Source organism: Streptomyces sp. NPDC041205 (assembly GCF_055591765.1).
On record NZ_JBVIZH010000013.1, the window covers coordinates 89,595 to 114,758 of the forward strand.

Genomic DNA, 25,164 nt, shown 5'->3' on the forward strand with positions numbered 1-25,164 from the left:
TCTACTTCCGGCCCCGATTCCTGGAGTCCGCGACCGCGGCCCGTCGCACCCTCCGCACCGCCACCCAGCGCTCTCACACCCCCAACTGCAGCCGGTCGGCCGCTTCCTCGACCATGGCGAGCCCGAGCCTGCTCACCCGCACCGAGAACGGGGCTCCCGCGACTCGCAGCGCCGTCAGCCCGAGCTCACCCAGCGGGGCGCTGCGGACGGGGTTCAGCGTCACCGTGCCCGCCGGGGCGTCCGGGCGAATACCGGCGAGCACGGTCAGGAGCTGCACCCCGGCCGCCGCGGTCATGGCTGCCGGGCGACACGCCGCCGGGTGTGGCAGCGGCGCCCCGCCCTCCGCGCGTTGCTCGCTCGCGTACATCTCGGGGAGTCGGTGGCCGAAGGCCTCGGCCGCGGCGAGCACTCCGCGCAGCAGCGACCCCGCTTCCTTCTCGTAGCCCGCAGCGGCCAGTCCCGCGACCGCGACGGCCGTCTCGTGCACGCGCACCGCCCCGCTCCGGTGCCCGAACGGGTTGTACGCGGCCTCCTTCACGCCCATGCTCCGCAGTCCCCAGCCCGAGTCCATGGCCGGGCCGCCGAACAGCCTGGCGACCTGTTCCGTCTGCACCTTGTCGAGCAGGCCGGGCGCGAGCGTCCCGGACCCGAGCAGTCCTGTGTCCAGAAGGTGGGCAGCGCTCCCGGTGAGGTACGCAACCAGTCGGCCGTCCGACAACCGCGCCGCCGCAGGCCTGCCGCCCGCCCGGTCCGCCGCCCAGAACTCCTTCCGGAACCGGGCACGCAGCCGCCCTGCCCACTCCCGCAGCTCGCCACCGCCCGTGCGTCCATGGGCGTCGAGCAGGTCGGCGCCGAGCAGCGCCGCGCGGTGGGCGTGGGCCTGCGTCTCGCAGCGGGCAGGGCCGCCGGGGTGGGGGTCCTGGAGGAAATCGGTGTCGCCCACGGCACTGAGGAGCCACCGCAGGCACCTCTCGGCGGGCGGCAGCAGCTCCTCCACGTCCGCCTCCGGTGTGCCCCAGCGCCAGGCCTCGGCCAGGACCACGGGGAACAGGAGCGTGGCTTCGATGCCCGTGCAGCCGGGAGGCAGCAACGGTCCCGCGTTGCGCATCGGCCCCGGGATCATGCCTGCCCGCATGCCCGGTGTGCCGATCTGGCTGCGGGCGAGGGTGCGCAGAGTACCGACGGCGAGCCTGGTGCCGAGCGGCAGAGCCATCCGGGCCGCCATGAGCGCTTCGGCGGGTGCGAGGCCGCAGCGCCAGGGCGCCCCGGCTGCCACGTACACGTCCGTTGGATGCGCGGGATCCCGCAGCAGCAGCGCCCTCAGGTCCGCCGTGGAGGTCTCCAGGAGCCGCCCCACCGTCGGCTCGTCGCCGACCGCCCGGGCCGGGGACAGCGGGCTGCTCGCACCGTGCCCCACCGGCCGCACCGGCCCACCGCCGTCCGGGCGGACCCGCAGCTCCACGCTCTGGCTGCCTCCCGGCGGCAGCTGCACTTCCCAGCGGAGCAGCCCGGCGGAGGCCAGCGCGTCCTTGGGTGCCGGGACGGCGGTGACCACGCAGTGGCCCTTCCCCGAGGACCAGCGCATACCGGAGTCGTGCACGCTGGCCGGCAGTTCCGGACCGGCTCTGCCCGAGGCGACCGCGCCCAGTTCCGCGAGGTCCGTGCCGAGCGACACCTCGACGGGCAGCCTGAGAGGGCGGCTGGCCGCGCTGTGCAGCGTGATCCGCTCCGTGCCGTCGGCGTGCCGGGTCCGCTCTACGACGACGTCCGGGTCCGGCCCGCCTTCGGTGGACGGCAGGACGGTGGCCACGAAGCGGGCACTGTCGGCCGAGAGCATCCGTGCCTGCACGGCGACCGGTTCCCGTCCGGCCACCCGCACCTGACAGCGTGACAGCATGCGCCGACCCGAGCGGTAGAACCCTTCGAGCCCACGTCCGTTCAGTTGCCCCTGGTCCGTGGAGACGGCCAGCGCGGGCAGCGCGACACAGACCAGCGAGGCATGCACGGGCGGCAGCGCGCCGGGGCGACGAGAAACGGGAGCGGGGGTCTGTCCGACGGGTGGGCGCCGGGCAGCCGGGGCGGGCAGGTGGATGCTGTTGTCCTGCCCGCCGTCGGGTCTCTTGGGCCTGCCGGAGAAACCGGACAGGCCGGAGGCAGGAGACGGGGCGGGAACATGCATGGGGCGGCCTCTTCTGCGTTGTCTGCGCTGCGGAGACTCGGTCGCGGTGCAGCGGCGCGACCCGGACGTGGGTACCGCCACTCAGGTGAACGGGCCTGGGCCGCCCCAAGTCACGCACGCGCCTCAGGAAGCCGCCCATACGGCGGCGCACCGCTGCGACGACCGCCGTGGCTCGCCCCCGTACAGGTCGCCGCCCGCGGCGCCCCTCTCCCGTGTTCACCTGCCGTTCCTCGTGTCACGCCGGACCGAGGGTCGCCGGTGCCGCGGCCCCGTCCCCGCGCCACCGCCTGGGCGTGTCCCACGGGTGGCGGAGCGGGCAGCACGGCGATGGGCAGGGGACGTGGGGCCGACGCCTGTGTCGGCCCTGGGTTCGGCTCCCGCCGCGGCGTCGGAACCCGCGTCGGCACCGGCGCCCGACCCCGCGGCGGAAGCCGCGGCGACAGGCGTCGAGAGGGAAGCACCGGCGGGGGCCGGAACAGACGCGCTCAACCGATCCGCACCCCCTGGAGGTTCGGGAATGTCCTCAAGGGCAGCGGCACGATCGGCACCGGGTCCGGCGAGGGGGTCGGCGCCGTCCACAACCCCTTCCACCGAGTCGATCGGGGCCTCCAGGTCGATGAGTCCCTCCGGGCCGATCGGGATCTCCGGGTCGTCCGACTCGCGCTCGGCCCGCTCGCCGCGCAGGATGCGACGAATCGGCTCCGGGTCTTCGTCCGCACCGCAGGCGGGGTAGAGCAGCAGGGCGAAGGTGTAGTGAGGGTCGGCCTTCAGGGCCATGGTCAACGCCTCCTGGCCCTCGATGAGGTCGCCCAGGGACCAGGCGACCCAACCGGCCAAGGCCAACGGCGCCGCCGCGTGCTCGTGGAAGGGGCCGACGCAGCGGCGTGCGAGCGCCCGCCAGAGCCTGAGGGCGGGCTTCGCTTCCGCACCCTCCATCCACTCCGCCGCCCGGTCCCGGGTCGTGCGGTCCTGGATGCCGAGGATCAGAGCAGCGGCCTCGTCATGGGCCAACAACTCGTCGTCCTGGAGGTCCGCGGCCAGCGGGTCGCCTTTCGGGGGCGCCTCAGCGAGACGAGCCATCACGCGGAGGGCGAGGTCGATCGTCTCGTCGGAGACGTCATCGTGGCCGCCCTCGTCCAGAATCCTGGGCACGAGCGCGATGGCCGCCCCGTGCAGTGCGCTCTCCTGAGCGGCCGCCGCGTCGGTCCGCCACGGCGTGAGTCGCGCCCGCAGTTTGCCCTGGTCGAGACCCACCAGGCGTCCCGAGTACGCGGTGGCCGCAGCGAGGACCGACGTGCCCGCGGGAAGCAGCCGCGTGCCCTCCGCCGGGCAGCACCGCTGGTCAGGGCAGCAGTACGTCCAGAAGCGTCCGTCCGAGATACAGACGACCTCCAGGACCGGGACGTCGAGGCTTCCGCAGGCGGTACGCAGCGCCTGGGCCAGCGGCCGGAGGCGCTCCACGACCTGCCCTCCGGAATTCGCGGAGGCTTCCCCCGCCTCCCCTCGCCCGGAATTCCCCGTGGCTCCCCCGGCCTCTCCTTGCCCGGACTGCCCGGAGGTGTCCCCCGCGGACCCTCCCGGCTCCTGGCAGAGGAAGGCGACGACGCCGTCCGGTCGGGCCTCGCGCCGTTCGCAGCCGCTCACGAGACACTGCGCGAGTTGCTCCGCGACCGTCGGCCAGTCCTCCGCATGCGTCGGAATACCGAGGCGCGCTCGTCCGCCGAACCGTCCGCTGCGGCCGTGCAGCGCGATGAGGACGACGCTGTTCTCAGGCTTGAAACCGAGCAAGTACGGCAAGGCGTCGGCCAGTTCGGCGGGAGTGCGCAAGGTGACCACGCACTCGGCGACGGGGTCCGTGCCTGGATCTTCGATGGGGCCTTCGATCGGGTCTTCAATCGGGCCGACTGATTCGCTGTGATTCGTCATGCGCCGACTCTGCACCGGATCCTGTCATTCCGGTTGACCCTGTGGATAACCATGATCAGGGGCACTTCAAGAGTTATCCACAGACTGACGGACTCGTTCGCCCGATGTCGTACCCATCAGGTTGCATGGAGCCATGAGTAACGAAGACCTGCGCGCGGCGGCCGACGCCGTCCTCGCCCGCCTTGTCGGCGGCCCCTCTCCCGATTCCGGCGGGGCGCCGCCGGACAGCCCCAGGCTGCGCGAGGACCAGTGGCGCGCGATCGAGGCGCTGGTCGCCGAGAAGCGCCGAGCGCTCGTCGTGCAGCGGACGGGCTGGGGCAAGTCCGCCGTGTACTTCGTCGCGACGGCGCTGCTGCGGGAGCGGGGCAGCGGTCCCACCGTGATCGTCTCTCCGCTGCTCGCGCTCATGCGGAATCAGGTGGAGTCGGCCGAGCGCGCCGGCATCCGCGCCCGCACGATCAACTCGTCCAACACGGAGGAGTGGGACACCATCCAGGACGAGGTGGCGGCGGGTGAGGTGGACGTCCTGCTGGTGAGCCCGGAGCGGCTCAACAACCCGGACTTCCGCGATCAGGTACTGCCGAAGCTGGCCGCCGCGACGGGCCTGCTCGTGGTCGACGAGGCCCACTGCATCTCTGACTGGGGACACGACTTCCGGCCCGACTACCGCAGGCTGCGCACCATGCTGGCCGACCTTCCACCCGGTGTCCCGGTCCTGGCCACGACGGCGACGGCCAATGCCCGTGTGACGGCCGATGTCGCCGACCAGCTCGGCACCGGCGGCGGGTCGGACGCCCTCGTCCTGCGCGGCGCGCTCGACCGGGAGAGCCTGAGCCTCGCCGTGCTCCAACTGCCCAACGCGGCGCACCGGCTGGCGTGGCTGGCCGACCACCTCGACGAGCTGCCGGGCTCCGGGATCATCTACACCCTCACGGTGGCCGCGGCCGAGGAAGTGACGGCGTACCTGCGCCATCGCGGGCACACCGTCACCTCGTACACCGGCAAGACGGAGAACGCGGACCGGCAGCAGGCCGAGGAGGATCTGCTCGCCAACCGGGTCAAGGCGCTTGTCGCCACCTCCGCGCTGGGGATGGGCTTCGACAAGCCGGACCTCGGTTTCGTCGTCCACCTCGGCTCGCCGTCCTCACCGATCGCCTACTACCAACAGGTGGGCCGAGCGGGCCGCGGCGTCGCCCACGCGGAAGTCCTGCTGCTGCCGGGCAAGGAGGACACGGCGATCTGGAACTACTTCGCCTCGCTCGCCTTCCCGCCGGAGGAGCAGGTGCGGCGCACGCTGGACGTGCTGGCACAGGCGGACCGGCCCATGTCTCTTCCGGCCCTTGAGCCTCTCGTCGAGCTGCGCAGGTCACGCCTTGAGACGATGCTCAAGGTCCTCGACGTCGACGGCGCGGTCCGGCGTGTCCAGGGAGGCTGGATTTCCACCGGCAGGCCATGGACGTACGACACCGAGCGCTACGCCTGGGTGGCCAAGCAGCGGCAGGCGGAGCAGCAGGCGATGCGGGAGTACGCGACGACGACCGGCTGCCGCATGGAGTTCCTGCGGCGCCAGCTCGACGACGAGGGGGCCGCGCCGTGCGGGCGCTGCGACAACTGCGCGGGCGGTAGGTTCAGCGACAACGTGTCGTCCGCGGCGCTGGAGACGGCACGCGGCGAGCTCGCTCGCCCGGGTGTCGAGGTCGAGCCGAGGAAGATGTGGCCCACAGGTCTGGCCGCCGTGGGGATGGCGTTGAAGGGGCGCATTCCGGCCGGTGAACTGGCCGCCTCCGGGCGGGCCCTTGGCCGACTCTCGGACATCGGATGGGGTAACCGGCTGCGGCCGATGCTCGCGCCCCAGGCTCCGGACGGGCCAGTTCCGGACGATGTGGCGAAGGCCGTCGTGGAAGTGCTGGCCGACTGGGCGAAGGGGCCGGGCGGCTGGGCCTCGGGAAGCTCCGACGCGGGGCCGCGTCCGGTGGGAGTGGTGACCATGGCATCGCGCTCGAAGCCGCAGTTGATCCAGTCCCTGGGCGCGCGGATCGCGGAGATCGGGCGCCTGCCGCTGCTCGGCTCCCTGGAGTACGTCGACGGGGCGGAGACCGCGCATGCGCCGAGGAGCAACAGCGCCCAGCGGCTGCGAGCCCTGGACGGCACGCTGACCGTGCCGCCCGCGCTGGCCTCGGCCCTCGAGGAGTCGGACGGGCCCGTGCTCCTGGTGGACGACTCGACGGAGACCGGCTGGACGCTCGCCGTGGGGGCGCGCATGCTGCGGCGGGCCGGAGCCAAGGGGGTGTTGCCGCTGGTCCTGGCTGTACAGGGGTGAAACGGGCTTGGGTGAGGGACACCCTGGGCAGGGATATGCGAGACGTATCACCGGATACAGGGCAACGGCTTCAATTGCTCGTTGCCGCAAGCCAGTACGACGGGAAGAATTGGAAGCGCTCCCGCGCGGCTCCCGTGGTCCAGTAGGGCTCTGCTGCGGTGCGCCCCAGTCCGACGCCGCCCTCTGCAGGGGCGTGTAGCCGAAGGGAGGATCGTGACCTTCGGATTCACTCCGTCCACAGCGGCATCGACGTCGGATTCATCGGCCGCCGCCGCGATACCTGATCCCGCTCAGTCGCCCACTCGCCTGCTCGAGCCCGCCGAGTGGTCGGCCGCCGAGATCCCGCTGCTGCGGAACCCTCGCGAGGTCGTCAGTGGTCTGCACGCCCGGCACCGGCCCACTCCGGCCACGGCGGTCGTCGCCGTCCTCGACCAGGAGGAGCGGGTCAGGGCGTCCGCGTCGTTCGCGAGGCGGTCGAATGTGGCCGATGGCTGGGTGTTCCGCAACGCCCTGCTCGCGCAGTTGCGCCGGGTCATCCCGCACGATCTGCGCCGACGCACTCCGGTGCGTACGGCAGTGTTGCTCTACTGCCGGGACGGGGATGGGCTGTGGACGCAGGAGGACGGCGCGTGGATGTGGGGACTGCGGGACGCGTGCACGCTACACGGGCTGCGCTGCGGGGCGTACATCACGCTGACCCGGGAGGGCTGGCAGGTGCTCGGCGAAGGCCGCGCGGGCCGTCGGCCGAGCGCCGATTCACGTCCTGAGGACCTCGCCGAGGTCGAGACGCCTCCGCCGCGCATGGGTGGCGCGGCATCGGAGTTGTTACGTCGCGTCGCCGCCCGTTGAAATGCCGTAGGGTCTGGGCCGCCCCAGGGTGGGACGAACAGGTGCTGCCGGACGCGCCTCGTGCCGAGCACCACCGCTGCGTGCCACCCATGCACCCACCGCAGGCGTAGCCGACACCAAGCACCAAGCACCAAGCACCAAGCACCAAGCACCAAGCACCAAGCACCAAGCACCAAGCACCAAGCACCAAGCACCAAGCACCAAGCACCAACGACAGCACACGCGTCGCGTCGACCTCACGCTTCACATGCGCGTGCGGCGTGGAGCCACGCGGGTGGTCGCGGTTCAGCGCGATATGGCGCGTGGCGCCGCGGCGCGAGGCCGCGGCGTGGCCCGCTGGGCGGGAGCGTCAGACGCCCGCGCCCAGCATCGCGTTGATCCGCTGCGGGTCGCCGCAGACGACCAGCAGGGTTCCGGCCCGGGTGAGCGCCGTCGGCAGGGCCGCGACGGCGACTTCTTCGCTGCCGCCGTTCAGGACCACGACGACCACGGGACGAGCCGAGGCACGGGGCAGAGCGGCAGCGTCGGCGTAGAAGACGTCGTCACCGGCGTCGTGCTGGGCCCAGTAGGCGTCGTCGCCGAAGGACAGCTCGTGCGTCGCCCACGGGTGCGGTTCGCCGGTGGTGATCACCAGGACGTCACCCGGAGCGCGGCCCGAATCGAGCAGCAGGTCGACGGCTTCCTCGGCGGCGTCCAGCACGCCCTCGGCCGAGGCCGGGATCAGCTGGATCTGCGGGAGCGCCGCGGCGGTGTCGACGGCGGAAGTTTCGGGGGCAGCCGGAGCCGTGGGCTCCGGCGTGGGGGCCAGGGCGGTGGGCCCGGGCTTGGCGGCCGGTTCGCGCGTCGCGCGCTGCGCGGGCGGCGTCGGCCGTGCGGGACCCGGACGTCCGGGCCGCGGCGGCGCCGCGGGACGCGGGCCGGGTACGGGGCGGGGGGTCGGCGCGGTACGGCTGCTGGCCGGCGTGGCGCGGGGACCCTGGGCACTCTCGTGAATCTGAGGCTCCTCGGGAATGAGAGGCATGCGTTGTTGTCTATCAAACGCCGATGCGACACGCGTCGGCGGGTGGCACATGAGTGCGACCGGAACTGCGGAAAACATCAGAAGTCAAAGCCGAGCTGGCCCTCGATTTCCGGAACGTTTCCCTCCGCCCAGCTGCGGGCTTTCTTGAGATGCCGCCACTGGGGCAGCGCATCAAGATACGCCCACGTAAGCCGGTGGTAGGGGGTGGGCCCCCGTTCCGCCAGCGCGGCCTTGTGCACCGGCGACGGATAACCGGCGTTGGCCGCAAAACCGAAGTCTGCATGTTCGATGCCCAGTTCGGCCATCATTTTGTCGCGCCGAACCTTGGCGATCACCGATGCGGCCGCGACGGCCACACAGGACTGGTCGCCCTTGATGACCGTACGGACCCGCCACGGCGCCCCGAGGTAGTCGTGCTTCCCATCGAGAATGACCGCCTCCGGACGGACCGGCAGGGCCTCCAGGGCCCGGACCGCGGCCAGCCGCAGCGCGGCCGTCATGCCCAGGTCGTCGATCTCCTCGTGCGAGGCGTGACCGAGGGCGTGCGCCGTGACCCAGCCCTCCAGCTCGTCGGCGAGCTCGGCACGTCGCTTGGGGCTGATCAGCTTGGAGTCGGTGAGCCCTGCGGGCGGCCTGCGCAGTCCCGTCACCGCCGCACAGACGGTGACCGGTCCCGCCCACGCCCCGCGTCCGACTTCGTCGACACCGGCGACGACCTTCGCTCCGGTGGTGGCGCGCAGGGAGCGCTCGACAGTGTGGGTGGGTGCTTCGTACGGCATGGCGCCAGACAGCGTACGCCGCCGATGACCACTCGCGACACCCCGGTTCGCCAAGCCCTGTCCGGTTTCACGCCAACGCCCCGCGCGTGCGCCTCGGCCGCCCCCGCGCTACACGCGCAGCAGCGGCACCATGACCTGATCGATCAGGCCGATGAATTCCTCGTCTGTCCATTCGCTCCCGCACACTTTGGAGCGATACATCATCATCGCGGGAATCACATCGCAGACGAATGGGTCCGTCGCTCCGGAACGCACCTCTCCGCGCTCCATTCCGCGCCGCATGACCTCTCTGATGAGTTCCACACTCGGCTCGATGACGCCTTCGAGGATCACGGCATGGAAGCGCTCCGCGGTTACCGTGTCGCACTCGTGAAGAACGGCCATGAGGGCATAGCCAGGGCGCGACGTCATGGCCGTACGCATCTGACGACACAGTTGCAGCAGGTCCTCCCGAACGCTTCCATGATCCGGGACGCCCACAAGGTCCGGCAGCCCGGCCTGCAGCGCGTCGACGACGAGGTCCTCTTTGGACGGCCAGCGCCGGTACACCGCGGCCTTGCCCGTCTGGGCACCCGCGGCCACACCCTCCATCGTCAGCCCGCTCCAGCCGACCGTACTGAGCTGCTCCAGCGCGGACTCGAGAATCGCGCGCTCCAGCACGGGGCCTCGGCGGCGCGAGGAGACCGCCTGCGCGGAGGCAGCCGTCCAACGCGAAGTAACCATCTACACATCTCCGTTGAGCAATCAAGGAAGTTCCAGTGAACGCTTGCGTTCACTGTCAGAGTTTCACTACCGTAAGCCGCGGCAGTGAACGTCTGCGTTCACTAACGCACTTGTGGGGGACCCATAGTGACAACCTCTCAGTTAAGCCAAGATCAGAAGCCGGGCGCGGCCCGCCGAGAAGGCCGCCCTGGTGTGGCGCTCACCATCATCGCCGCCTGCCAACTCATGGTGGTCCTGGACGCGACGATTGTGAACATCGCGCTCCCGCACATTCAGGACGCGCTCAAGTTCTCCACGACGGACCTCACTTGGGTCGTGAGTGCGTACACCCTCACCTTCGGCGGCCTGCTGCTTCTGGGTGGCCGCGCCGGTGACATCCTCGGTCGTCGCCGGGTCTTCATGACCGGCATCCTGCTCTTCACACTCGCCTCGCTGCTCGGCGGATTCGCCCAGGAGCCCTGGCAGTTGCTGGCGGCCCGCGCCCTGCAGGGCGTCGGTGGCGCGATCGCATCGCCCACCTCGCTCGCGTTGATCACGACCACGTTCCCCGAGGGTCCCGAACGGAATCGCGCGTTCGGTGTCTTCGCGGCCGTCTCGGCGGGTGGCGGCGCGATCGGCCTGCTGGCGGGCGGCATGCTCACCGAGTGGCTGGACTGGCGCTGGGTGCTGTTCGTGAACGTGCCCATCGGCGTGCTGATCGCCTTCCTCACCCCGCTCTACATCAGCGAGTCCGAGCGCCATCCCGGCCGCTTCGACTTCGTGGGCGCGCTGACCTCGACCGCCGGTATGGCCGCGCTCGTGTACGGCTTCATCCGGGCGTCCGAGGACGGCTGGCGCGACGGCCTCACTCTGGGGTCGTTCGGCGCGGCGGTCGTGCTGCTCGTCGCCTTCGTCCTCATCGAGAGCCGGGCGAAGGAACCGATCACACCACTGAGGATGTTCGCCGACCGCAACCGGTCGGGCACCTACGTGATCATGCTCAGCCTGGCCGCTGCCATGTTCGGCATGTTCTTCTTCATCGTCCTCTTCGTTCAGAACGTGTTGAGCTACACCCCCATCGAAGCCGGTCTCGCCTTCCTGCCCGTGACGGTCGCGATCGTGATCGGTGCGGGGCTTTCGCAGCGGTTCCTGCCGGTTCTCGGACCCAAACCGTTCATGGTGACCGGCTCCGCCATCGTCGCCCTGGGCCTTGGGTGGCAGACGTTCATCACTCCGGACAGCTCGTACGTCAGCGGAGTCCTCGGGCCGATGGTCCTGTTCGGCTTCGGCATGGGGCTGAACTTCGTGACGCTGACACTGACCGCGGTGTCGGGCGTCGCGGTGCACGAGGCGGGCGCCGCGTCCGGACTGCTCAACGCGACGCAGCAGGTGGGCGGTTCGCTGGGCCTGTCCATCCTGACGACGGTCTTCGGTACGGCGAGCCGGGACGAGGCCAAGGATCAGATCCCGGACTTCATGGCGAAGGCCTCCCCGGAACAGAAGGCCGAGTTCGCCAAGTCCGGAGAGCTTCCCGCTCCCTGGGGCCACGAGGTGCTGTCCACCGGTATCTCCACGGCCTTCCTACCAGCCGTCGGCATGGCCTTACTCGCCCTGATCACGGCCTTGCTGGTGATCCGAGTACGCAAGAGCGACCTGGACGCGCTCTCCGGTACGGCGAGCGCGGCAGGTCAAGCGGGGGGCTGACGGGGGCCGTGTGTGCCGGGCCGTTCGCGACGGCGAGACCGGCCCGGCACACACGGGGTCAGCTCACCCCCGAGGTCCACTGGCGCGTGTCCGCAGCGTACGAATCACCGGGCTTTACCGGCCTTCAGGCAGCAGCCACCGGCACCCAAGCGGGCAACGGCTCGGTCCGCTCCAGCCAAGCGGCCGGGGGCGCCCCACCGGCATCAGCTCCGGCACCAGTGCCAGCACCCGCGGCGACGACCCCACCCACAATGGCGCAAGTGGTGTCCATGTCACCGCCCACCCGCACGGTCGCCCAGAAGCCCGCTTCGTAGTCGCCGAGCGCACGTGCCGCAGACCAGAGCGCGAACGGCACCGTGTCGTGCGCCGTCGTACGGCGCCCGCACCCCAGCACCGCCGCCACCGTCCCGGCATCGCCGTAGTCGAGCATGTCCCGGGCCCTGCGCAGCCCGGCACCCACAGCGCTGCGGGGCACGAGGTCGATGACCCCGTCGAGCAGCGCCTTGGGAGCCGGCGGCCCCGCGGGGTCGGCCGCCAGTGCCGCCGCGGCAGCCACCGCCATGGCTCCGACGACGGCCTCGCGATGCTGGTGGGTGGGGTACGCCGAGATCTCCGCCTGGTGGGTCGCCTGCTCCGGGTCGTCGGCATACCAGGCGCCGAGCGGAGCGATCCGCATGGAAGCGCCGTTGCCCCAGGACCCCTGCCCCTTGAACAGAGCGGAGGCCAGCTCCCGCCAGTCCCCGCCGTCCCTGACCCGGCCGAGCAGCTGGTCCACGGCGGGTCCGTACCCCCGGTCGGTGTGGTGGTGCTCGGCGAAGGAGCGGGCCAGCTCGTCCTGGTCGATCCTGCCGTGGGCGGCGAGGACGGACAGCACGGAGCAGGCCATCTCGGTGTCATCGGTCCAGGGCCAGGGGCCTTCGGGCAGCTCGCGCCGCTTGAGCAGTGGGTAGTGCGCGGGCGTGAAGAACTGGGAGCCCAGCGCGTCTCCCACCGCAAGACCACGCAGGCTGGCGAGGGCGCGGTCCAGGCGTTGGTCTGGAGAGAGGTCAGCGGTCATCGCTCTGTCACTCTATCCGGTGATGCCGTACGGCTCGGGTTCACGCCAGCGCTCAAACGGCCGGTCGAGTGTGTACTTGCCGTCCTCGCCGAGCAGCAGCGTCCGCGTCTCGCCGTTGCCGGGGTTGGACAGCGACTCGAACTCCGCCACCGACCAGTGGAACCAGCGCATGCAGAACAGCCGCATGGTCAGCCCATGAGTCACCAGGAGGACGTTCGGCGGATGGTCAGGGGCCTCGAAGCTGCGGTACAGGCTTTCCAGGAAGGAGCCGACGCGGTCGTAGACGTCGGCACCGGACTCACCCTGGGCGAAGCGGTAGAAGAAGTGGCCGTAGGCGTCGCGATAGGCCTTCTGGAGTTTGACGTCGTCTCTGTCCTGCCAGTTCCCCCAGTCCTGTTCCCGCAGTCGCGGCTCTTCCCGCACCCGCACCCGGTCGGGGTCGAGGCGCAGGGCCCGGAAGGTCTCGTGGGTGCGGCGGTACGGCGAGACGTACACGCTCACCCGCTCCTGGCCGAACAGCTCCCGCAGGTGTTTCCCGGTCTCCTCCGCCTGGCGCCACCCGGTTTCGGTGAGTGCCAGGGCATGGTCGGGTTCGCGTTCGTACACGGTGTCGTCGGCGTTGCCGGCCGACTCGCCGTGCCGGACGAGGACGATGCGCCGCGGTCGTGCCATGGGTCGACCCTAGATCGGCGACACCCCGGGCGGGTCAGGAGGGTAGCCGTCCGGACTCCATCCGGCGTATTCGCCCGGTGAAGCGGCCGCGCAGTAGCCGGTCGTGAGAGACGACCACAAGGGCTCCCGTCCATCGCCCAAGGGCTTCCTCCAGTTCCTCCACGAGGGCGAGCGCCAGGTGGTTGCCCGGCTCGTCGAGCAGGAGCAGGTCCGCGGGTCTGGCGAGCAGCCGGGCCAGGGCGAGTCTCCGGCGTTGTCCGGCGGAGAGCGAGCCGACGGGGGTGCGCAGGTCGCGGGGGTGGAACAGACCGTAGGAGAGCAGCAGTTCGGCCTTCTCGTCGGCGGTGAGCGGCAGGCCTTTCCCGAAGGTGTCGAGCACGCGCTCCGCCGGTCGGTGCACCGGGATCTCCTGGGCGAGGTAGCCGATGCGACCCCGGCGGACGACGGAGCCCTCGTCCGGTTCGAGCACGCCCGCCATGGTGCGCAGCAGAGTGGACTTGCCCGCGCCGTTGCCACCGTGGATGAGGAGCCGCTCGCCCGCCGACACCGTGAGCTCCGGGATGCACAGCCGGTCCCCGACCCGCACGTCCCGCAGTGTCACCAGGTCTCCGTCCACAGCCCCGGCCTCTGGGCGGACGGCAAAGCGCAGTGGCTCCGGCGGCTTGGGCACGGGGTCGTCATGCAGTCGGCGCAGTCTTTCCTGCGCGTTGCGCACGCGCCCGGCGACGGAGGACTGTACGCGGCCTCCCGCGCGGTCGTACGCCATCTTGTTGTTGTCCTTCATGCCCCGGCCACCCGCCACCGCGCGTGCCGTGGTCGCCGCGAACTCCTCCAGCCGTCGGGTCTCCTCGCACCACTCCGCGTAGGCCTGCTCCCAGCGCCTTCGCGATGCCGCACGCTCGGCCAGCAGACCCTGATAGCCGCCCCCGTACCGCACGACGGCACGGCGGGCCTCGTCCACTTCGAGAATCGCGGTGGCCACGCGCTCCAGGAAGGTCCGGTCGTGCGAGACCGCGACAACCGTGCCATGGTGCGCCAGCAGGGAGGTCTCCAGCCAGTCGAGGGCGCTCTCGTCGAGGTGGTTGGTCGGCTCGTCCAGGAACATCACTTCCGGGGCGGCGGCGATGAGGCAGGCCAGGCCCAGGCGGGCCTGCTCGCCTCCCGAGAGGCTGCCCAGCTCCCGCCCGCGGTCTATGTGGGCGAGCCCGAGGCCGTTCATGGCCTTGTCGACACGGGCGTCGGCTTCGTATCCGCCGCGCAGCTCGAAGGCCGTGAGCAAGTCGCCGTACTCACTGAGCACCGCCTCGGATGCCGCGCCGAGACCCTCCTCCAGCTCACGCAACCGTCGCTCCATGAAGCGCAGCTCGGCCAGGGCCGCGTCGATCGCGTCCCCCACGCAACGGTCCGCCGGCAGCTGCGGCGTCTGCGCGAGGAACCCCGCACCGCCCTCCGCGACCGTGACCACATCACCGGAGTCCGGCCGGTCGCGCCCAGCCAGGAGGCGCAGCAGGGTCGACTTCCCCGCCCCGTTCTCGCCCACGATCCCGATCCGCTCGCCGGGCCGGACCGCGAAGGAGACGTCGCCGAGCAGGAGGCGTTCACCCCTGGCCTTCGTCACGCCACGTACCGAGATTTGTGTAGGCATGGGCACCCCCGTTTCCTTGCATGCCACTTCCGCACACCGCGAGCAAACGCAACGCTTGTCGCATTACGATGAGTGTGGCACAGTCGCCCTCGCTAACGCAACAGCCGTAGCAGTTGAGTGCGGCCGTACCCGGCATGGCCGGAAAGGCAGGCCGGCACGGATGGCTGGACAGATGGCCTGACAGACGAAGCGAAGGACCGAGATGACGAACGAGGGCGTTCACACCGACGAGCACCCGGCACCCGGCACGCGCCGCCCAGGCGGCCGCACCGCCCGCACCCGCGCGGCGGTCCGCGACGCGGTCCTGAGCGGGCTCGGCGACCACGGATACCCGGGCCTGACGATCGAGTACGTCGCCGAACACTCCGGCGTGCACAAGACCACGCTGTACCGGCGCTGGGGCGGCCTGGAGGGCCTGGTGGCCGACGCGCTCGACCTGGCGGGCGAGGACACGTGGACCCCGCCGGACACGGGCAGCCTCGAAGGTGATCTGCGCGCGCTCGCACATGAGGTCGTCGACGCGTTCGCCGACGAGTCGAAGGCCGCGGCGCCGACCGCCTTCATCGCCGCCTCGTTCCAGTCCCCGCGCGCAGCCGACGCCCTGCAAGCCTTCTACGCCGAGCGGTTCTCCCGCTGCGAGGCCGTTGTCGCGCGGGCCGTGGAGCGGGGCGAAGCAGACCGGGAAACCGACGCGGCGGCACTTGTGCGCGCCGTCTCCGCGCCGCTGATGCTCCGCCTGTTCGTCACACGGGAGCCGATCGACGGGGCGCTCGCCGACCAGTCCGCGGCCGTGGTCCTTGCGGCGACGCGCGCGGGGGCATTCACGAGGCGCTGACTACGGGCGGGCCGCGGCAAAGGGCCTGCACCTCTGCACAGGGTCACCTCCAAGCGAACGCCCCCAGACGGCCCTTCGCCGCCGCCCCGGCACCAACACCAACACCAACCTTGCTACGGAACCCGCCGCCTCACACCGTCCACGAAGGTTCCAGCTGCACGACGTCCCCCGAGATCGCCGCCACATCCACCTCCGTCTGCGCACGCAGCGCGAGCCGTTCCACCCGTTCCACGCGGTACTTCCCGTGCTCGGCGGCCGACTGCCACATGGAGAGGACCAGGAACTCATGGCCCGGGGCCTCCCCGAAGAGCCCTCGGACCATGCCGGGCGAGCCCGCCATGGCCGGGTTCCAGACCTTCTCCTGCATCAGCGCGAAGTTCTCCACCCGCGCCTCATGAACGCGACAGTGCGCCACCCGCACCACATCCGCGTCCGTGAAACGCGGCTCGAACCCCGTCTTCACGTCGAAGCGGTGGTCGAAGAGCTTGGCCTGCAGGTCCTTGTACGTGCCCACCTGCGCCGAGGCCAGCCGGTCGTGCGAGCGGGCCATGAAGGAGTCGTAGAAGGCGCGGCTCTCCCAGAACGCGAAGACATGCGCCACATCCGGTCGACCGCGACTCCACCCTCCGCCCTGTCCCCGGAACCCCGGCTCCCCCAGAAGCCCCGCCCACTTTCGCTGCGCCCGCTCGAAACCCCGGCGGTCCACCACGGTGCAGCGAATCCACTTGACCAGCACCGCGCCATCGTACGGCGCGGCGCGTGGCCAGGGTCACGCTCCGGCGTAGTGCACCCGGATCAGCTCCGCGAACTCGTCGTCCCTCAACTCGACGCCGAACTCCCGCACGAGCGTGTCCCGCAACTCGCTTACAGGTACGTCGCGTTCCTCACGGGAACCATCGGGGCGCGTGAGAGTCAGTTGCGCGCCGACCAGTCGGCGCCGCACCTCGGGGGCGGCCTGTTGCAGCACCGGGCGCCGGATGAAGGGAGATTTGGGATGAGTCGAGGTGTAGTGGTTCATCACTACGTAGTCGACGGGCAAACACCGGGTCGTCGCGTACGCATAGAGGTCGAACCAGCCGTCGGAGTTCTGAGTGCGAAGGACCCGCACTCCTTCCTCCTCGCTCTCGATGCCGAACCGCCACTCTCCTTGTCGTACGTCGACGCCCGCACGCATCGGGATGGGTTCGAGCAGCCCGTCGGCGCCGAACCCGACATCGCAGTGCCACTGTTCACCGTCCGCCTCGACGTCCAGGAGCATGTGCGTCACCGCGCGCGCGGTGGACGCTCCCGCCCTGACCCGGGCGCCGAGTCCCCTGACCGCGAAGCCGATGCGCTCCAGGGCCGCGGCGAACAGCAGGTTCTGTTCGTAGCAGTAGCCACCGCGCCGCCGGTTCACCATTTTGTCCTGCAGTGCCGCCAGGTCCAGCAGGACCGGTCGGCCGAGCATGATCTCCAGATTTTCGAAGGGGATCGAGCGCACGTGCCCGCGGTGAAGCGCGCGCAGCGTCTCCAGGTCCGGCTTCGCCTCGCCCTCGTACCCGATCCTGGCCAAGTAGGCCTCGACGTCCAGTTCTTCCCCGTTCCATGTCATGCGCTCAATGATCGCCAGCGCCGCCCCGTACGCAAACCGGATAGTTCTTGGCACCGATGTCAGTGGCAGGCTTTAGCGTGTTCCGTAGCACTGACAACGCACCAAGCACGAGGGGGAGTTCGTGAGCAGCATCCGGAAGGGGCTCAAGAAGGTCGAGGTCGGGCTGAAGTGGGACCCGAGCCCTGTCGGGGCGTCGGCCCACGACCTGGACATAGTGGCCGCGACGTACACCGCCGATGACCCCCTGGGCCGACCGGCCTACCTGGTGCACTTCGACAGCCGCTCCCCCGACGGCACGATCACGCTCAGCCGGGACAGCAAGACCGGCCAGGGATTCGGGTTCGACGAGGTCATGGTCCTGGAACTGGAGCGGCTGTCCGAGCGGTACACACGCGTGATCGTCGGAGTGGCCATACAGCAGCCTCCGGAGGGACGGGTCTTCGGCGACGTGGCGAACGCCTCGGTCCGCGTCCGGGAGGGGCACACCGATCTGGCGCAGCACGACTTCGCAGAGGTCGCCGGTTCCACGGCCGCAGTGATCGCTGAGTTCTCCCGGGACCCGGGCGGGAAGTGGGCGTTCCGCGAACTGCTCCGCGGATTCGACACGGACCTCGCGGCCTTCGCCACCGAAATGGGCAGCGTGCACTGACCGCCCCCCTCGCCGTGGGATCCCGCCCCTGAGCGGTCCGGAAACCGCAGCACCGGGAAGACGTAAGACCGGGAAACAGTGAGGGGCGGCGGGGCCGTCCTGGCCCCGCCACCCCTCACCTCACGGCGTCAAGCGGTCAGCTGCACCCGCTGGTGGAGCCGCAGCCCTCGCAGATGTAGCACGAACCCGCGCGCTGCATCTTCGTGCCGCAGGAGAAGCACAGCGGCGCGTCGGCCTGGATGCCCAGCTGCATCTCGACCAGCTCCGCGCTGGTGTGCGCCTGCTGCGGAGCGGCCTCCTCGGTCTCCGGCTTCGGCGTGGCGACGGCCTTCAGGACCTCCGTCTGCCGCGGGGCGGACTGGGCCAGGCCCTCGACGTCGACGTCCTCGTCGGCCGGCTCGTACGAACCGGTCTCCAGGTGACGCTGACGCTCCTCGGCGGAGTGGATGCCGAGCGCGGAGCGGGTCTCGAAGGGCAGGAAGTCCAGCGCCAGACGGCGGAAGATGTAGTCGACGATCGACTGCGCCATCCGCACGTCCGGGTCGTCCGTCATGCCGGCCGGCTCGAAACGCATGTTCGTGAACTTGGAAACGTACGTCTCCAGAGGCACGCCGTACTGCAGGCCGACAGAGACGGCGATGGAGAAGGCGTCCATCATGCCCGCGAGGGTCGAACCCTGCTTGGACATCTTCAGGAAGACCTCGCCCAGACCGTCGTCCGGGTAGGAGTTCGCCGTCATGTAGCCCTCGGCGCCACCGACCGTGAAGGACGTGGTGATGCCGGGACGGCCCTTCGGCAGACGCTTGCGGACCGGGCGGTACTCGACCACCTTCTCGACCGCGCTGCGGATCGTGCCCTCGGCCTTCTCGGCGATCTCGGCCTTCTCCTCCTCCTTCTTCTTGGCGGAGAGGGGCTGACCGACCTTGCAGTTGTCGCGGTAGATCGCGAGCGCCTTGACGCCGAGCTTCCAGGCCTCGAAGTAGACCTCCTCGACGTCCTCGACAGTCGCGGTCTCCGGGAGGTTGACCGTCTTGGAGAGCGCACCGGAGATCCACGGCTGGATGGCCGCCATCATCCGGACGTGACCCATCGCGGAGATGGAGCGCTCACCCATGGCGCAGTCGAAGACCTCGTAGTGCTTGGTCTTCAGGCCCGGGGCGTCGATCACATTGCCGTGCTCGGCGATGTGGGCGACGATCGCCTCGATCTGCTCCTCCTGATAGCCGAGGCGACGCAGGGCCTGCGGCACGGTGCCGTTGACGATCTGCATCGAGCCGCCACCGACGAGCTTCTTGAACTTGACCAGTGCCAGGTCGGGCTCGAGGCCGGTCGTGTCGCAGGACATGGCGAGACCGATGGTGCCGGTCGGCGCGATGACCGAGGCCTGCGAGTTTCGGAATCCGTTCTTCTCGCCGAGGCGCAGGACGTCCTGCCAGGCCTCCGTGGCGGCGGCCCAGATCGGGGTGTCCAGGTCGTCGACGCGGACGGCCGAGGCGTTGGCGTCGGCGTGCTGCTTCATGACGCGCTTGTGCGGGGTGGCGTTGCGGGCGTAGCCGTCGTAGGCGCCGACGACCGCCGCGAGCTCCGCGGAGCGCTTGTACGAGGTGCCGGTCATCAGCGACGTGATGGCACCGGCGAGGGCGCGGCCGCCGTCGGAGTCGTAGGCGTGGCCGGTGGCCATCAGCAGGGCACCCAGGTTGGCGTAGCCGATGCCGAGCTGGCGGAAGGCGCGGGTGTTCTCGCCGATCTTCTGGGTCGGGAAGTCCGCGAAGCAGATGGAGATGTCCATCGCCGTGATGACCAGCTCGACGACCTTGGCGAAGCGCTCGGACTCGAACGACTGGGTGCCGTTGCCGTCGTCCTTGAGGAACTTCATCAGGTTCAGCGAGGCGAGGTTGCAGGACGTGTTGTCCAGGTGCATGTACTCACTGCAGGGGTTCGAGCCGTTGATGCGGCCGGACTCCGGGCAGGTGTGCCAGGCGTTGATGGTGTCGTCGTACTGGATGCCGGGGTCGGCGCAGGCCCAGGCGGCCTCGGCCATCTTGCGGAAGAGCGACTTGGCGTCGACCTCCTCGATGACGTCGCCGGTCATGCGGGCACGCAGACCGAACTGGTCGCCGTTCTCCACGGCCTTCATGAACTCGTCGTTCACACGGACCGAGTTGTTGGCGTTCTGGTACTGGACGGACGTGATGTCGTCGCCGCCCAGGTCCATGTCGAAGCCCGCGTCACGCAGCGCGCGGATCTTCTCCTCTTCCTTGACCTTGGTCTCGATGAAACCCTCGATGTCGGGGTGGTCGACGTCGAGGATGACCATCTTGGCCGCCCGGCGCGTGGCGCCACCCGACTTGATCGTTCCTGCGGACGCGTCGGCACCCCGCATGAAGGAGACCGGACCCGAGGCGTTGCCTCCGGAGGACAGCAGTTCCTTGGAGGAACGGATACGGGAGAGGTTGAGGCCGGCGCCGGAGCCGCCCTTGAAGATCATGCCCTCTTCCTTGTACCAGTCGAGGATCGACTCCATGGAGTCGTCGACGGACAGGATGAAGCAGGCGGAGACCTGCTGCGGCTGGGGCGTGCCGACGTTGAACCACACCGGGCTGTTGAAGCTGAAGATCTGGTGCAGGAGGGCGTACGCCAGCTCGTGCTCGAAGATCTCGGCGTCGGCGGGCGAGGCGAAGTACTTGTAGTCCTCGCCGGCCTTGCGGTACGTCTTCACGATGCGGTCGATGAGCTGCTTCAAGCTCACCTCGCGCTGCGGCGTGCCGACCGCGCCGCGGAAGTACTTGCTCGTGACGATGTTGACCGCGTTCACCGACCAGAATTCGGGGAACTCGACGCCGCGCTGCTCGAAGTTGACCGAACCGTCGCGCCAGTTGGTCATGACGACGTCACGGCGCTCCCAGACCACCTCGTCGTACGGGTGCACGCCCGGGGTCGTGTGGATGCGCTCGATGCGCAGGCCCTTGCCGCCCTTGGGTCCCTTCGCGCGCGAACCTCGCGCGGGGCCGCTCGTCGTCTCGGTCATGCCGCCTCCCTGTATCAGGCTAAAACGCCCTGAAGTGCCACGTTCTTCCCGCAGCACGGTGTGTGTCTTGTGTCGCGGGCACCACTAAGGGCGACCGCGACAGGTCTGGTTCGCCGTCGGACCGTGAAAGGTCAGTCGCCGGCGGTGGCAGGCTGCGGGACTTCGGCAGTCCCACCGGGCCCGCGGCCGGTCGCGTCACGTTCCGCTCCGGAGCCGTCCGGCGCGGCGTCGCGTCGCTCCCTCAGCTCTTCGACCGCGGCCTCGAAGTCCTCGAGCGAGTCGAACGCCCGATACACGGACGCGAAGCGCAAATAGGCGACGAGGTCGAGTTCCTGCAGCGGGCCGAGTATGGCCAGTCCCACGTCGTGGGTGGTCAGTTCGGCACTTCCGGTGGCCCGGACCGCTTCCTCGACGCGCTGGCCGAGCTGAGCCAGCGCGTCCTCGGTCACAGGCCGCCCCTGGCAAGCCTTGCGGACGCCGTTGATGACCTTGGTGCGGCTGAAGGGCTCGGTGACGCCGCTGCGCTTGACGACCATCAGGGAGCAGGTCTCCACGGTCGTGAAACGACGCGAGCAGTCCGGGCACTGACGGCGCCTGCGGATCGACGTGCCGTCATCAGTGGTGCGGCTGTCGACTACGCGGCTGTCGGGGTGCCTACAGAAGGGGCAGTGCATGGATCTCCCAACCCTCCTTCATGGCACGACACAGAGGCCTCCAAGGACCCTTGGGCCCCTCGAAGCAGCCCCAAGCATAGGCGATGCCCGCACCCCCGGAAGACCGGGGACCACAACTTCTAGGCTGCGGTCGCAATCCAACCACTACATCTGGGGTTTGCTCGTCATCCTCGATGTCACCGCGTGTCGCGGAGCCCGTCGGACGGGCGGGCGCGCGCGGGCCTTCGCCGACGCCACCCGAGAGATCCCAGTGCCCAGTTGACGGGGCACCGAGTGGCACTATGGGTCCCTCACCGGCAGGGCCTGGACCCCGGCGGTGAAGCGTACCGTAATGAACCGAAATTCCTTTCGGCCCGAACGTCAGCCATACACCCAGGCACATGATCAGGACAGGGAATCTACGATTTTTCACTCGAACGTGTGTTTGGCGCAACCTTTCGAAAGCAACTACCGTTGGCTAACTAGGGAGAACATCTCGAGAGGGGCCGACCGACGTGACCACCACCGCAGACAGCGCCACCATCACAGCCCAGGACCGCTCCCAGAGCCGATTCGAGCCGGTGCATGCCATGAATGACGCAGCCACGAACCAGGAGGGGCCCAAGCCCACACGCTCCCTGCCGGGCCGACCTCCAGGAATCCGTGCCGACAGCTCCGGGCTCACCGATCGCCAGCGCCGGGTGATCGAGGTCATCAGGGACTCGGTGCAGCGGCGTGGCTACCCGCCGTCGATGCGGGAGATCGGTCAGGCAGTCGGCCTCTCCAGCACCTCGTCGGTGGCCCACCAGCTGATGGCTCTCGAACGCAAGGGCTTCCTGCGCCGCGACCCGCACCGCCCCCGGGCGTACGAGGTCCGGGGCTCGGACCAGCCCAGCACCCAGGCCACGGACACCACGGGCAAGCCGGCCGCTTCGTACGTCCCCCTGGTCGGCCGCATCGCGGCGGGCGGCCCGATCCTCGCCGAGGAGTCCGTCGAGGACGTATTCCCCCTCCCCCGCCAGCTCGTCGGCGACGGTGAGCTGTTCGTCCTGAAGGTCGTCGGCGACTCCATGATCGAGGCCGCCATCTGTGACGGGGACTGGGTCACGGTCCGCCGTCAGCCCGTCGCCGAGAACGGCGACATCGTCGCCGCCATGCTCGACGGCGAAGCGACCGTCAAGCGCTTCAAGCGCGAGGACGGGCACGTCTGGCTCCTGCCGCACAACTCCGCGTACCAGCCGATCCCCGGCGACGAGGCAACCATCCTCGGCAAGGTGGTCGCGGTCCTGCGTCGCGTGTGAGCCTCCGCCCCTGACACGGGCCCCGGAACCTACTGCGCCGGTTCCGGGGCCCGTCTCTTGCGTTCTGACCGCCGCGTCCGCGTTCTGACGGCCGCGTCGTGCGCTTCTGCGTGTCCTGACCTTGCTGGTGTCCTGGCTTCGCACAGTCTGCGGCTCAGCCCCGCCGCCCCGCCGACCACGCCCTGCTGGCCCGCGGACCGCAACGGGGCGACGGACTATCCCTCCGAGGCCTCGACCGCCTCCGGCTCCCCGGCCCCGCCCGACGCCGCCTCTCCCGACGCCTCCGCGGCCGTCGCCGCCGCGTCGATCGCCGCCAGGGAGCGGCGCACCTGGTTCCGGTCCGTCGTGTACCAGAACTCCGGCAGCGAGGCCCGCAGGTAGCTTCCGTAACGCGCGGTGGCCAGGCGCGGGTCCAGGACCGCCACCACACCGCGATCCCCCGACGCCCGGACGAGACGACCGGCGCCCTGGGCCATCAGCAGCGCCGCATGGGTCGCCGCGACCGCCATGAAGCCATTGCCGCCCGCCTCGTCCACCGCCTTCTGCCGGGCGCTCATCAGCGGGTCGTCGGGACGCGGGAACGGGATCTTGTCCATGATCACCAGCTGGCAGTTCGCACCCGGCACGTCGACGCCCTGCCACAGGGAGAGCGTGCCGAACAGACACGTCCGCGCGTCGGCCGCGAACCCCTTGATCAGCTCGCCCAGTGTCTCCTCACCCTGCAACAGGATCGGCATGTCGAGCCTGCCCCGCAGCTCCTCGGCGGCCGCCTGGGCCGCCCGCATCGAGGAGAACAGGCCGAGCGTCCGCCCGCCCGCCGCCTCGATCAGCTCGGTGAGTTCGTCCAGCATGTCCCCGCGCGTGCCCTCGCGCCCCGGACGTGCCAGGTGCTGCGCGACGTACAGGATGCCCTGCTTGCGGTAGTCGAAGGGGGAACCGACATCGACGCCCTTCCAGACGGGCGCGTCCTCGGTGTGGGTGCCCTCGGGGGACAGTCCGAGCGACGCCCCGACGCCGTTGAAGTCGCCGCCGAGCTTGAGCGTGGCGGACGTGAGGACCACCGAGCGGTCGGTGAAGAGCTTCTCGCGGAGCAGGCCCGAGACGGACATGGGTGCCACCCTCAGGGAGGCACCGAAGCGGTCGTGGCGTTCGTACCAGACGACGTCGTACTCGGAGCCGTTCGTGATGCGCTCCGCCACGTCGTGGATCGTCTCCACGGAGGCCAGGGCCTGCTTGCGGACCACGTCCTCGTCCTGGACGGACTTGTCGCGGGTGGAGCCGAGCGCCGAGATGACCGTGCGGGCGGCGTCGCGCAGCGCCATCAGGGCATAGCCGAGGTCTTCAGGGACCTCCTCGAGGCGGCCCGGCAGCGCCAGCTCCATCAGCCTCTCGAAGCCCTCCGCGGCGGTCTGGAGCTGATCTGCCGCCTTCTCGTTGACCAGCTTCGCCGCGCGCCGCACCGCGCGGTTGACCTGTCCCGGGGTGAGCTCGCCGGTGGCGACACCGGTGACGCGGGACACCAGCTCATGGGCCTCGTCCACGATCAGCACCTCGTGCTGGGGCAGGACGGGGGCGCCCTCGATGGCGTCGATCGCGAGCAGCGCGTGATTGGTGACCACGACCTCGGCGAGCTTCGCGCGCTCGCGGGCCATCTCGGCGAAGCACTCCTGACCGTACGCACACTTCGAGGCGCCCAAACACTCCCTGGACGAGACGGACACCTGCGCCCAGGCGCGGTCGGAGACGCCCGGGGTCAGGTCGTCACGGTCGCCGGTCTCCGTCTCGTCCGCCCAGTCCCGCATGCGCAGCAGGTCCCGGCCGAGCTTGCTGGTGGGCGTCGCCGCCTCGAACTGGTCGAACAGCCCCTCTTCCTCGTCCTGCGGCACGCCCTCGTGCAGGCGGTGCAGACACAGATAGTTCGACCGGCCCTTGAGCATGGCGAAGTCGGGGCGGCGGCGCAGCAGCGGATGCAGCGCGTCCACCGTCCGCGGCAGGTCGCGCTCGACCAGCTGACGCTGCAGCGCCAGGGTGGCCGTCGCGACGACGACCCGCTCCCCGTGCGCCAGCGCGGGCACCAGATAGCCGAGGGACTTGCCAGTGCCGGTGCCGGCCTGGACCAGCAGATGGGAACCGTCGTCGATCGCCTCGGCGACGGTCTCGGCCATGGTCACCTGGCCGGGGCGCTCCGTGCCGCCGACGGCGGCGACAGCGGCGTGCAGGAGCTCGGGGAGGGAGGGCTTCGTCATAGCTCGA

General features: G+C 70.2%; 19 protein-coding genes. 6 read left to right on the top strand and 13 right to left on the bottom strand.

The window, feature by feature from the left end:
- Positions 1–73: 73 nt before the first annotated feature.
- Both ACZ6BG_RS36100 and ACZ6BG_RS36105 read right to left on the bottom strand, forming a co-directional pair.
- A complete protein-coding gene (locus tag ACZ6BG_RS36100; RefSeq protein WP_469009742.1) occupies positions 74–2,179 on the bottom strand; it encodes a glycogen debranching N-terminal domain-containing protein in 2,106 nt (701 codons plus the stop codon).
- 216 nt (positions 2,180–2,395) lie between these two features.
- On the bottom strand, positions 2,396–4,105 hold the full coding sequence (locus ACZ6BG_RS36105) for a DUF4192 domain-containing protein (RefSeq protein WP_469009744.1): 1,710 nt from the start codon (positions 4,103–4,105) through the stop codon (positions 2,396–2,398).
- Between the two features lie 133 nt (positions 4,106–4,238).
- On the opposite strand from ACZ6BG_RS36105, the gene ACZ6BG_RS36110 reads away from it, so the two are divergent.
- Entirely contained in the window at positions 4,239–6,425 is a 2,187-nt protein-coding gene (locus tag ACZ6BG_RS36110) for a RecQ family ATP-dependent DNA helicase (protein WP_469009747.1), read from the top strand.
- A gap of 213 nt (positions 6,426–6,638) precedes the next feature.
- Positions 6,639–7,274: a hypothetical protein gene (locus tag ACZ6BG_RS36115; RefSeq protein WP_469009750.1), complete on the top strand. Its 636-nt coding sequence runs from the start codon at positions 6,639–6,641 to the stop codon at positions 7,272–7,274.
- A 349-nt stretch (positions 7,275–7,623) separates the two neighbouring features.
- Here the strand turns inward: ACZ6BG_RS36115 and ACZ6BG_RS36120 are convergent, their stop codons facing one another.
- The 3 genes from ACZ6BG_RS36120 to ACZ6BG_RS36130 all read right to left on the bottom strand — a co-directional run bounded on the left by ACZ6BG_RS36120 (position 7,624) and on the right by ACZ6BG_RS36130 (position 9,797).
- The gene (locus ACZ6BG_RS36120; RefSeq protein ID WP_469009752.1) at positions 7,624–8,295 is read right to left on the bottom strand and encodes a hypothetical protein; all 672 of its coding nucleotides are present in this window, start codon (positions 8,293–8,295) and stop codon (positions 7,624–7,626) included.
- A 77-nt stretch (positions 8,296–8,372) separates the two neighbouring features.
- The gene (locus tag ACZ6BG_RS36125) at positions 8,373–9,074 is read right to left on the bottom strand and encodes a ribonuclease HII (RefSeq protein ID WP_469009755.1); all 702 of its coding nucleotides are present in this window, start codon (positions 9,072–9,074) and stop codon (positions 8,373–8,375) included.
- A 108-nt stretch (positions 9,075–9,182) separates the two neighbouring features.
- Entirely contained in the window at positions 9,183–9,797 is a 615-nt protein-coding gene (locus ACZ6BG_RS36130) for a TetR/AcrR family transcriptional regulator (protein ID WP_469009758.1), read from the bottom strand.
- A 126-nt stretch (positions 9,798–9,923) separates the two neighbouring features.
- Here ACZ6BG_RS36130 and ACZ6BG_RS36135 point away from each other — a divergent pair, with 126 nt between their 5' ends.
- The gene (locus tag ACZ6BG_RS36135; protein ID WP_469009762.1) at positions 9,924–11,480 is read left to right on the top strand and encodes an MFS transporter; all 1,557 of its coding nucleotides are present in this window, start codon (positions 9,924–9,926) and stop codon (positions 11,478–11,480) included.
- A 124-nt stretch (positions 11,481–11,604) separates the two neighbouring features.
- On the opposite strand, the gene ACZ6BG_RS36140 is transcribed toward ACZ6BG_RS36135, so the two are convergent.
- From ACZ6BG_RS36140 to ACZ6BG_RS36150, 3 genes are read right to left on the bottom strand one after another with little or no spacing between them, the layout of a single operon-like run.
- Positions 11,605–12,537, bottom strand: coding sequence for an ADP-ribosylglycohydrolase family protein (locus ACZ6BG_RS36140; protein ID WP_469009766.1), 933 nt, complete (start codon positions 12,535–12,537; stop codon positions 11,605–11,607).
- Positions 12,538–12,549: 12 nt separating this feature from the next.
- Positions 12,550–13,209, bottom strand: a complete 660-nt coding sequence (locus tag ACZ6BG_RS36145) for a histidine phosphatase family protein (protein ID WP_468456238.1) — start codon at positions 13,207–13,209, stop codon at positions 12,550–12,552.
- Between the two features lie 34 nt (positions 13,210–13,243).
- On the bottom strand, positions 13,244–14,854 hold the full coding sequence (locus ACZ6BG_RS36150; RefSeq protein WP_469009772.1) for an ABC-F family ATP-binding cassette domain-containing protein: 1,611 nt from the start codon (positions 14,852–14,854) through the stop codon (positions 13,244–13,246).
- Between the two features lie 202 nt (positions 14,855–15,056).
- Here ACZ6BG_RS36150 and ACZ6BG_RS36155 point away from each other — a divergent pair, with 202 nt between their 5' ends.
- Positions 15,057–15,689, top strand: a complete 633-nt coding sequence (locus ACZ6BG_RS36155; RefSeq protein ID WP_469009776.1) for a TetR/AcrR family transcriptional regulator — start codon at positions 15,057–15,059, stop codon at positions 15,687–15,689.
- A gap of 130 nt (positions 15,690–15,819) precedes the next feature.
- Here the strand turns inward: ACZ6BG_RS36155 and ACZ6BG_RS36160 are convergent, their stop codons facing one another.
- Together ACZ6BG_RS36160 and ACZ6BG_RS36165 are read right to left on the bottom strand one after the other, a co-directional pair.
- The gene (locus tag ACZ6BG_RS36160) at positions 15,820–16,425 is read right to left on the bottom strand and encodes a YdbC family protein (protein ID WP_469009781.1); all 606 of its coding nucleotides are present in this window, start codon (positions 16,423–16,425) and stop codon (positions 15,820–15,822) included.
- A 33-nt stretch (positions 16,426–16,458) separates the two neighbouring features.
- On the bottom strand, positions 16,459–17,280 hold the full coding sequence (locus tag ACZ6BG_RS36165) for an arylamine N-acetyltransferase family protein (protein ID WP_469009784.1): 822 nt from the start codon (positions 17,278–17,280) through the stop codon (positions 16,459–16,461).
- Positions 17,281–17,401: 121 nt separating this feature from the next.
- On the opposite strand from ACZ6BG_RS36165, the gene ACZ6BG_RS36170 reads away from it, so the two are divergent.
- Positions 17,402–17,929, top strand: a complete 528-nt coding sequence (locus tag ACZ6BG_RS36170; RefSeq protein ID WP_469009789.1) for a TerD family protein — start codon at positions 17,402–17,404, stop codon at positions 17,927–17,929.
- 136 nt (positions 17,930–18,065) lie between these two features.
- Here ACZ6BG_RS36170 and ACZ6BG_RS36175 read toward each other — a convergent pair whose 3' ends face one another.
- Complete coding sequence (locus tag ACZ6BG_RS36175; RefSeq protein ID WP_469009792.1) at positions 18,066–20,957, bottom strand: vitamin B12-dependent ribonucleotide reductase; 2,892 nt, start codon at positions 20,955–20,957, stop codon at positions 18,066–18,068.
- Between the two features lie 131 nt (positions 20,958–21,088).
- Positions 21,089–21,631, bottom strand: a complete 543-nt coding sequence (gene nrdR / locus ACZ6BG_RS36180) for a transcriptional regulator NrdR (protein ID WP_030362803.1) — start codon at positions 21,629–21,631, stop codon at positions 21,089–21,091.
- A gap of 494 nt (positions 21,632–22,125) precedes the next feature.
- On the opposite strand from nrdR, the gene lexA reads away from it, so the two are divergent.
- Positions 22,126–22,911 carry a transcriptional repressor LexA gene (gene lexA / locus ACZ6BG_RS36185; RefSeq protein WP_030362804.1) on the top strand — a complete coding sequence of 262 codons (786 nt, stop codon included), beginning with the start codon at positions 22,126–22,128 and terminating at the stop codon, positions 22,909–22,911.
- 215 nt (positions 22,912–23,126) lie between these two features.
- Here the strand turns inward: lexA and ACZ6BG_RS36190 are convergent, their stop codons facing one another.
- A complete protein-coding gene (locus ACZ6BG_RS36190; RefSeq protein ID WP_469009796.1) occupies positions 23,127–25,157 on the bottom strand; it encodes an ATP-dependent DNA helicase in 2,031 nt (676 codons plus the stop codon).
- Between the last annotated feature and the right edge of the window lie 7 nt (positions 25,158–25,164).

What these genes read in the sequence shown, in the direction of transcription:
- ACZ6BG_RS36125 (WP_469009755.1), bottom strand. Translation starts at nt 9,074, where the DNA reads ATGCCGTACGAAGCACCCACCCACACTGTCGAGCGCTCCCTGCGCGCC.
- nrdR (WP_030362803.1), bottom strand. Translation starts at nt 21,631, where the DNA reads ATGCACTGCCCCTTCTGTAGGCACCCCGACAGCCGCGTAGTCGACAGC.
- ACZ6BG_RS36190 (WP_469009796.1), bottom strand. Translation starts at nt 25,157, where the DNA reads ATGACGAAGCCCTCCCTCCCCGAGCTCCTGCACGCCGCTGTCGCCGCC.
- ACZ6BG_RS36175 (WP_469009792.1), bottom strand. Translation starts at nt 20,957, where the DNA reads ATGACCGAGACGACGAGCGGCCCCGCGCGAGGTTCGCGCGCGAAGGGA.
- ACZ6BG_RS36105 (WP_469009744.1), bottom strand. Translation starts at nt 4,105, where the DNA reads ATGACGAATCACAGCGAATCAGTCGGCCCGATTGAAGACCCGATCGAA.
- ACZ6BG_RS36130 (WP_469009758.1), bottom strand. Translation starts at nt 9,797, where the DNA reads ATGGTTACTTCGCGTTGGACGGCTGCCTCCGCGCAGGCGGTCTCCTCG.
- ACZ6BG_RS36165 (WP_469009784.1), bottom strand. Translation starts at nt 17,280, where the DNA reads ATGACATGGAACGGGGAAGAACTGGACGTCGAGGCCTACTTGGCCAGG.
- ACZ6BG_RS36100 (WP_469009742.1), bottom strand. Translation starts at nt 2,179, where the DNA reads ATGCATGTTCCCGCCCCGTCTCCTGCCTCCGGCCTGTCCGGTTTCTCC.
- ACZ6BG_RS36150 (WP_469009772.1), bottom strand. Translation starts at nt 14,854, where the DNA reads ATGCCTACACAAATCTCGGTACGTGGCGTGACGAAGGCCAGGGGTGAA.
- ACZ6BG_RS36120 (WP_469009752.1), bottom strand. Translation starts at nt 8,295, where the DNA reads ATGCCTCTCATTCCCGAGGAGCCTCAGATTCACGAGAGTGCCCAGGGT.
- ACZ6BG_RS36110 (WP_469009747.1), top strand. Translation starts at nt 4,239, where the DNA reads ATGAGTAACGAAGACCTGCGCGCGGCGGCCGACGCCGTCCTCGCCCGC.
- ACZ6BG_RS36155 (WP_469009776.1), top strand. Translation starts at nt 15,057, where the DNA reads ATGACGAACGAGGGCGTTCACACCGACGAGCACCCGGCACCCGGCACG.
- ACZ6BG_RS36140 (WP_469009766.1), bottom strand. Translation starts at nt 12,537, where the DNA reads ATGACCGCTGACCTCTCTCCAGACCAACGCCTGGACCGCGCCCTCGCC.
- ACZ6BG_RS36145 (WP_468456238.1), bottom strand. Translation starts at nt 13,209, where the DNA reads ATGGCACGACCGCGGCGCATCGTCCTCGTCCGGCACGGCGAGTCGGCC.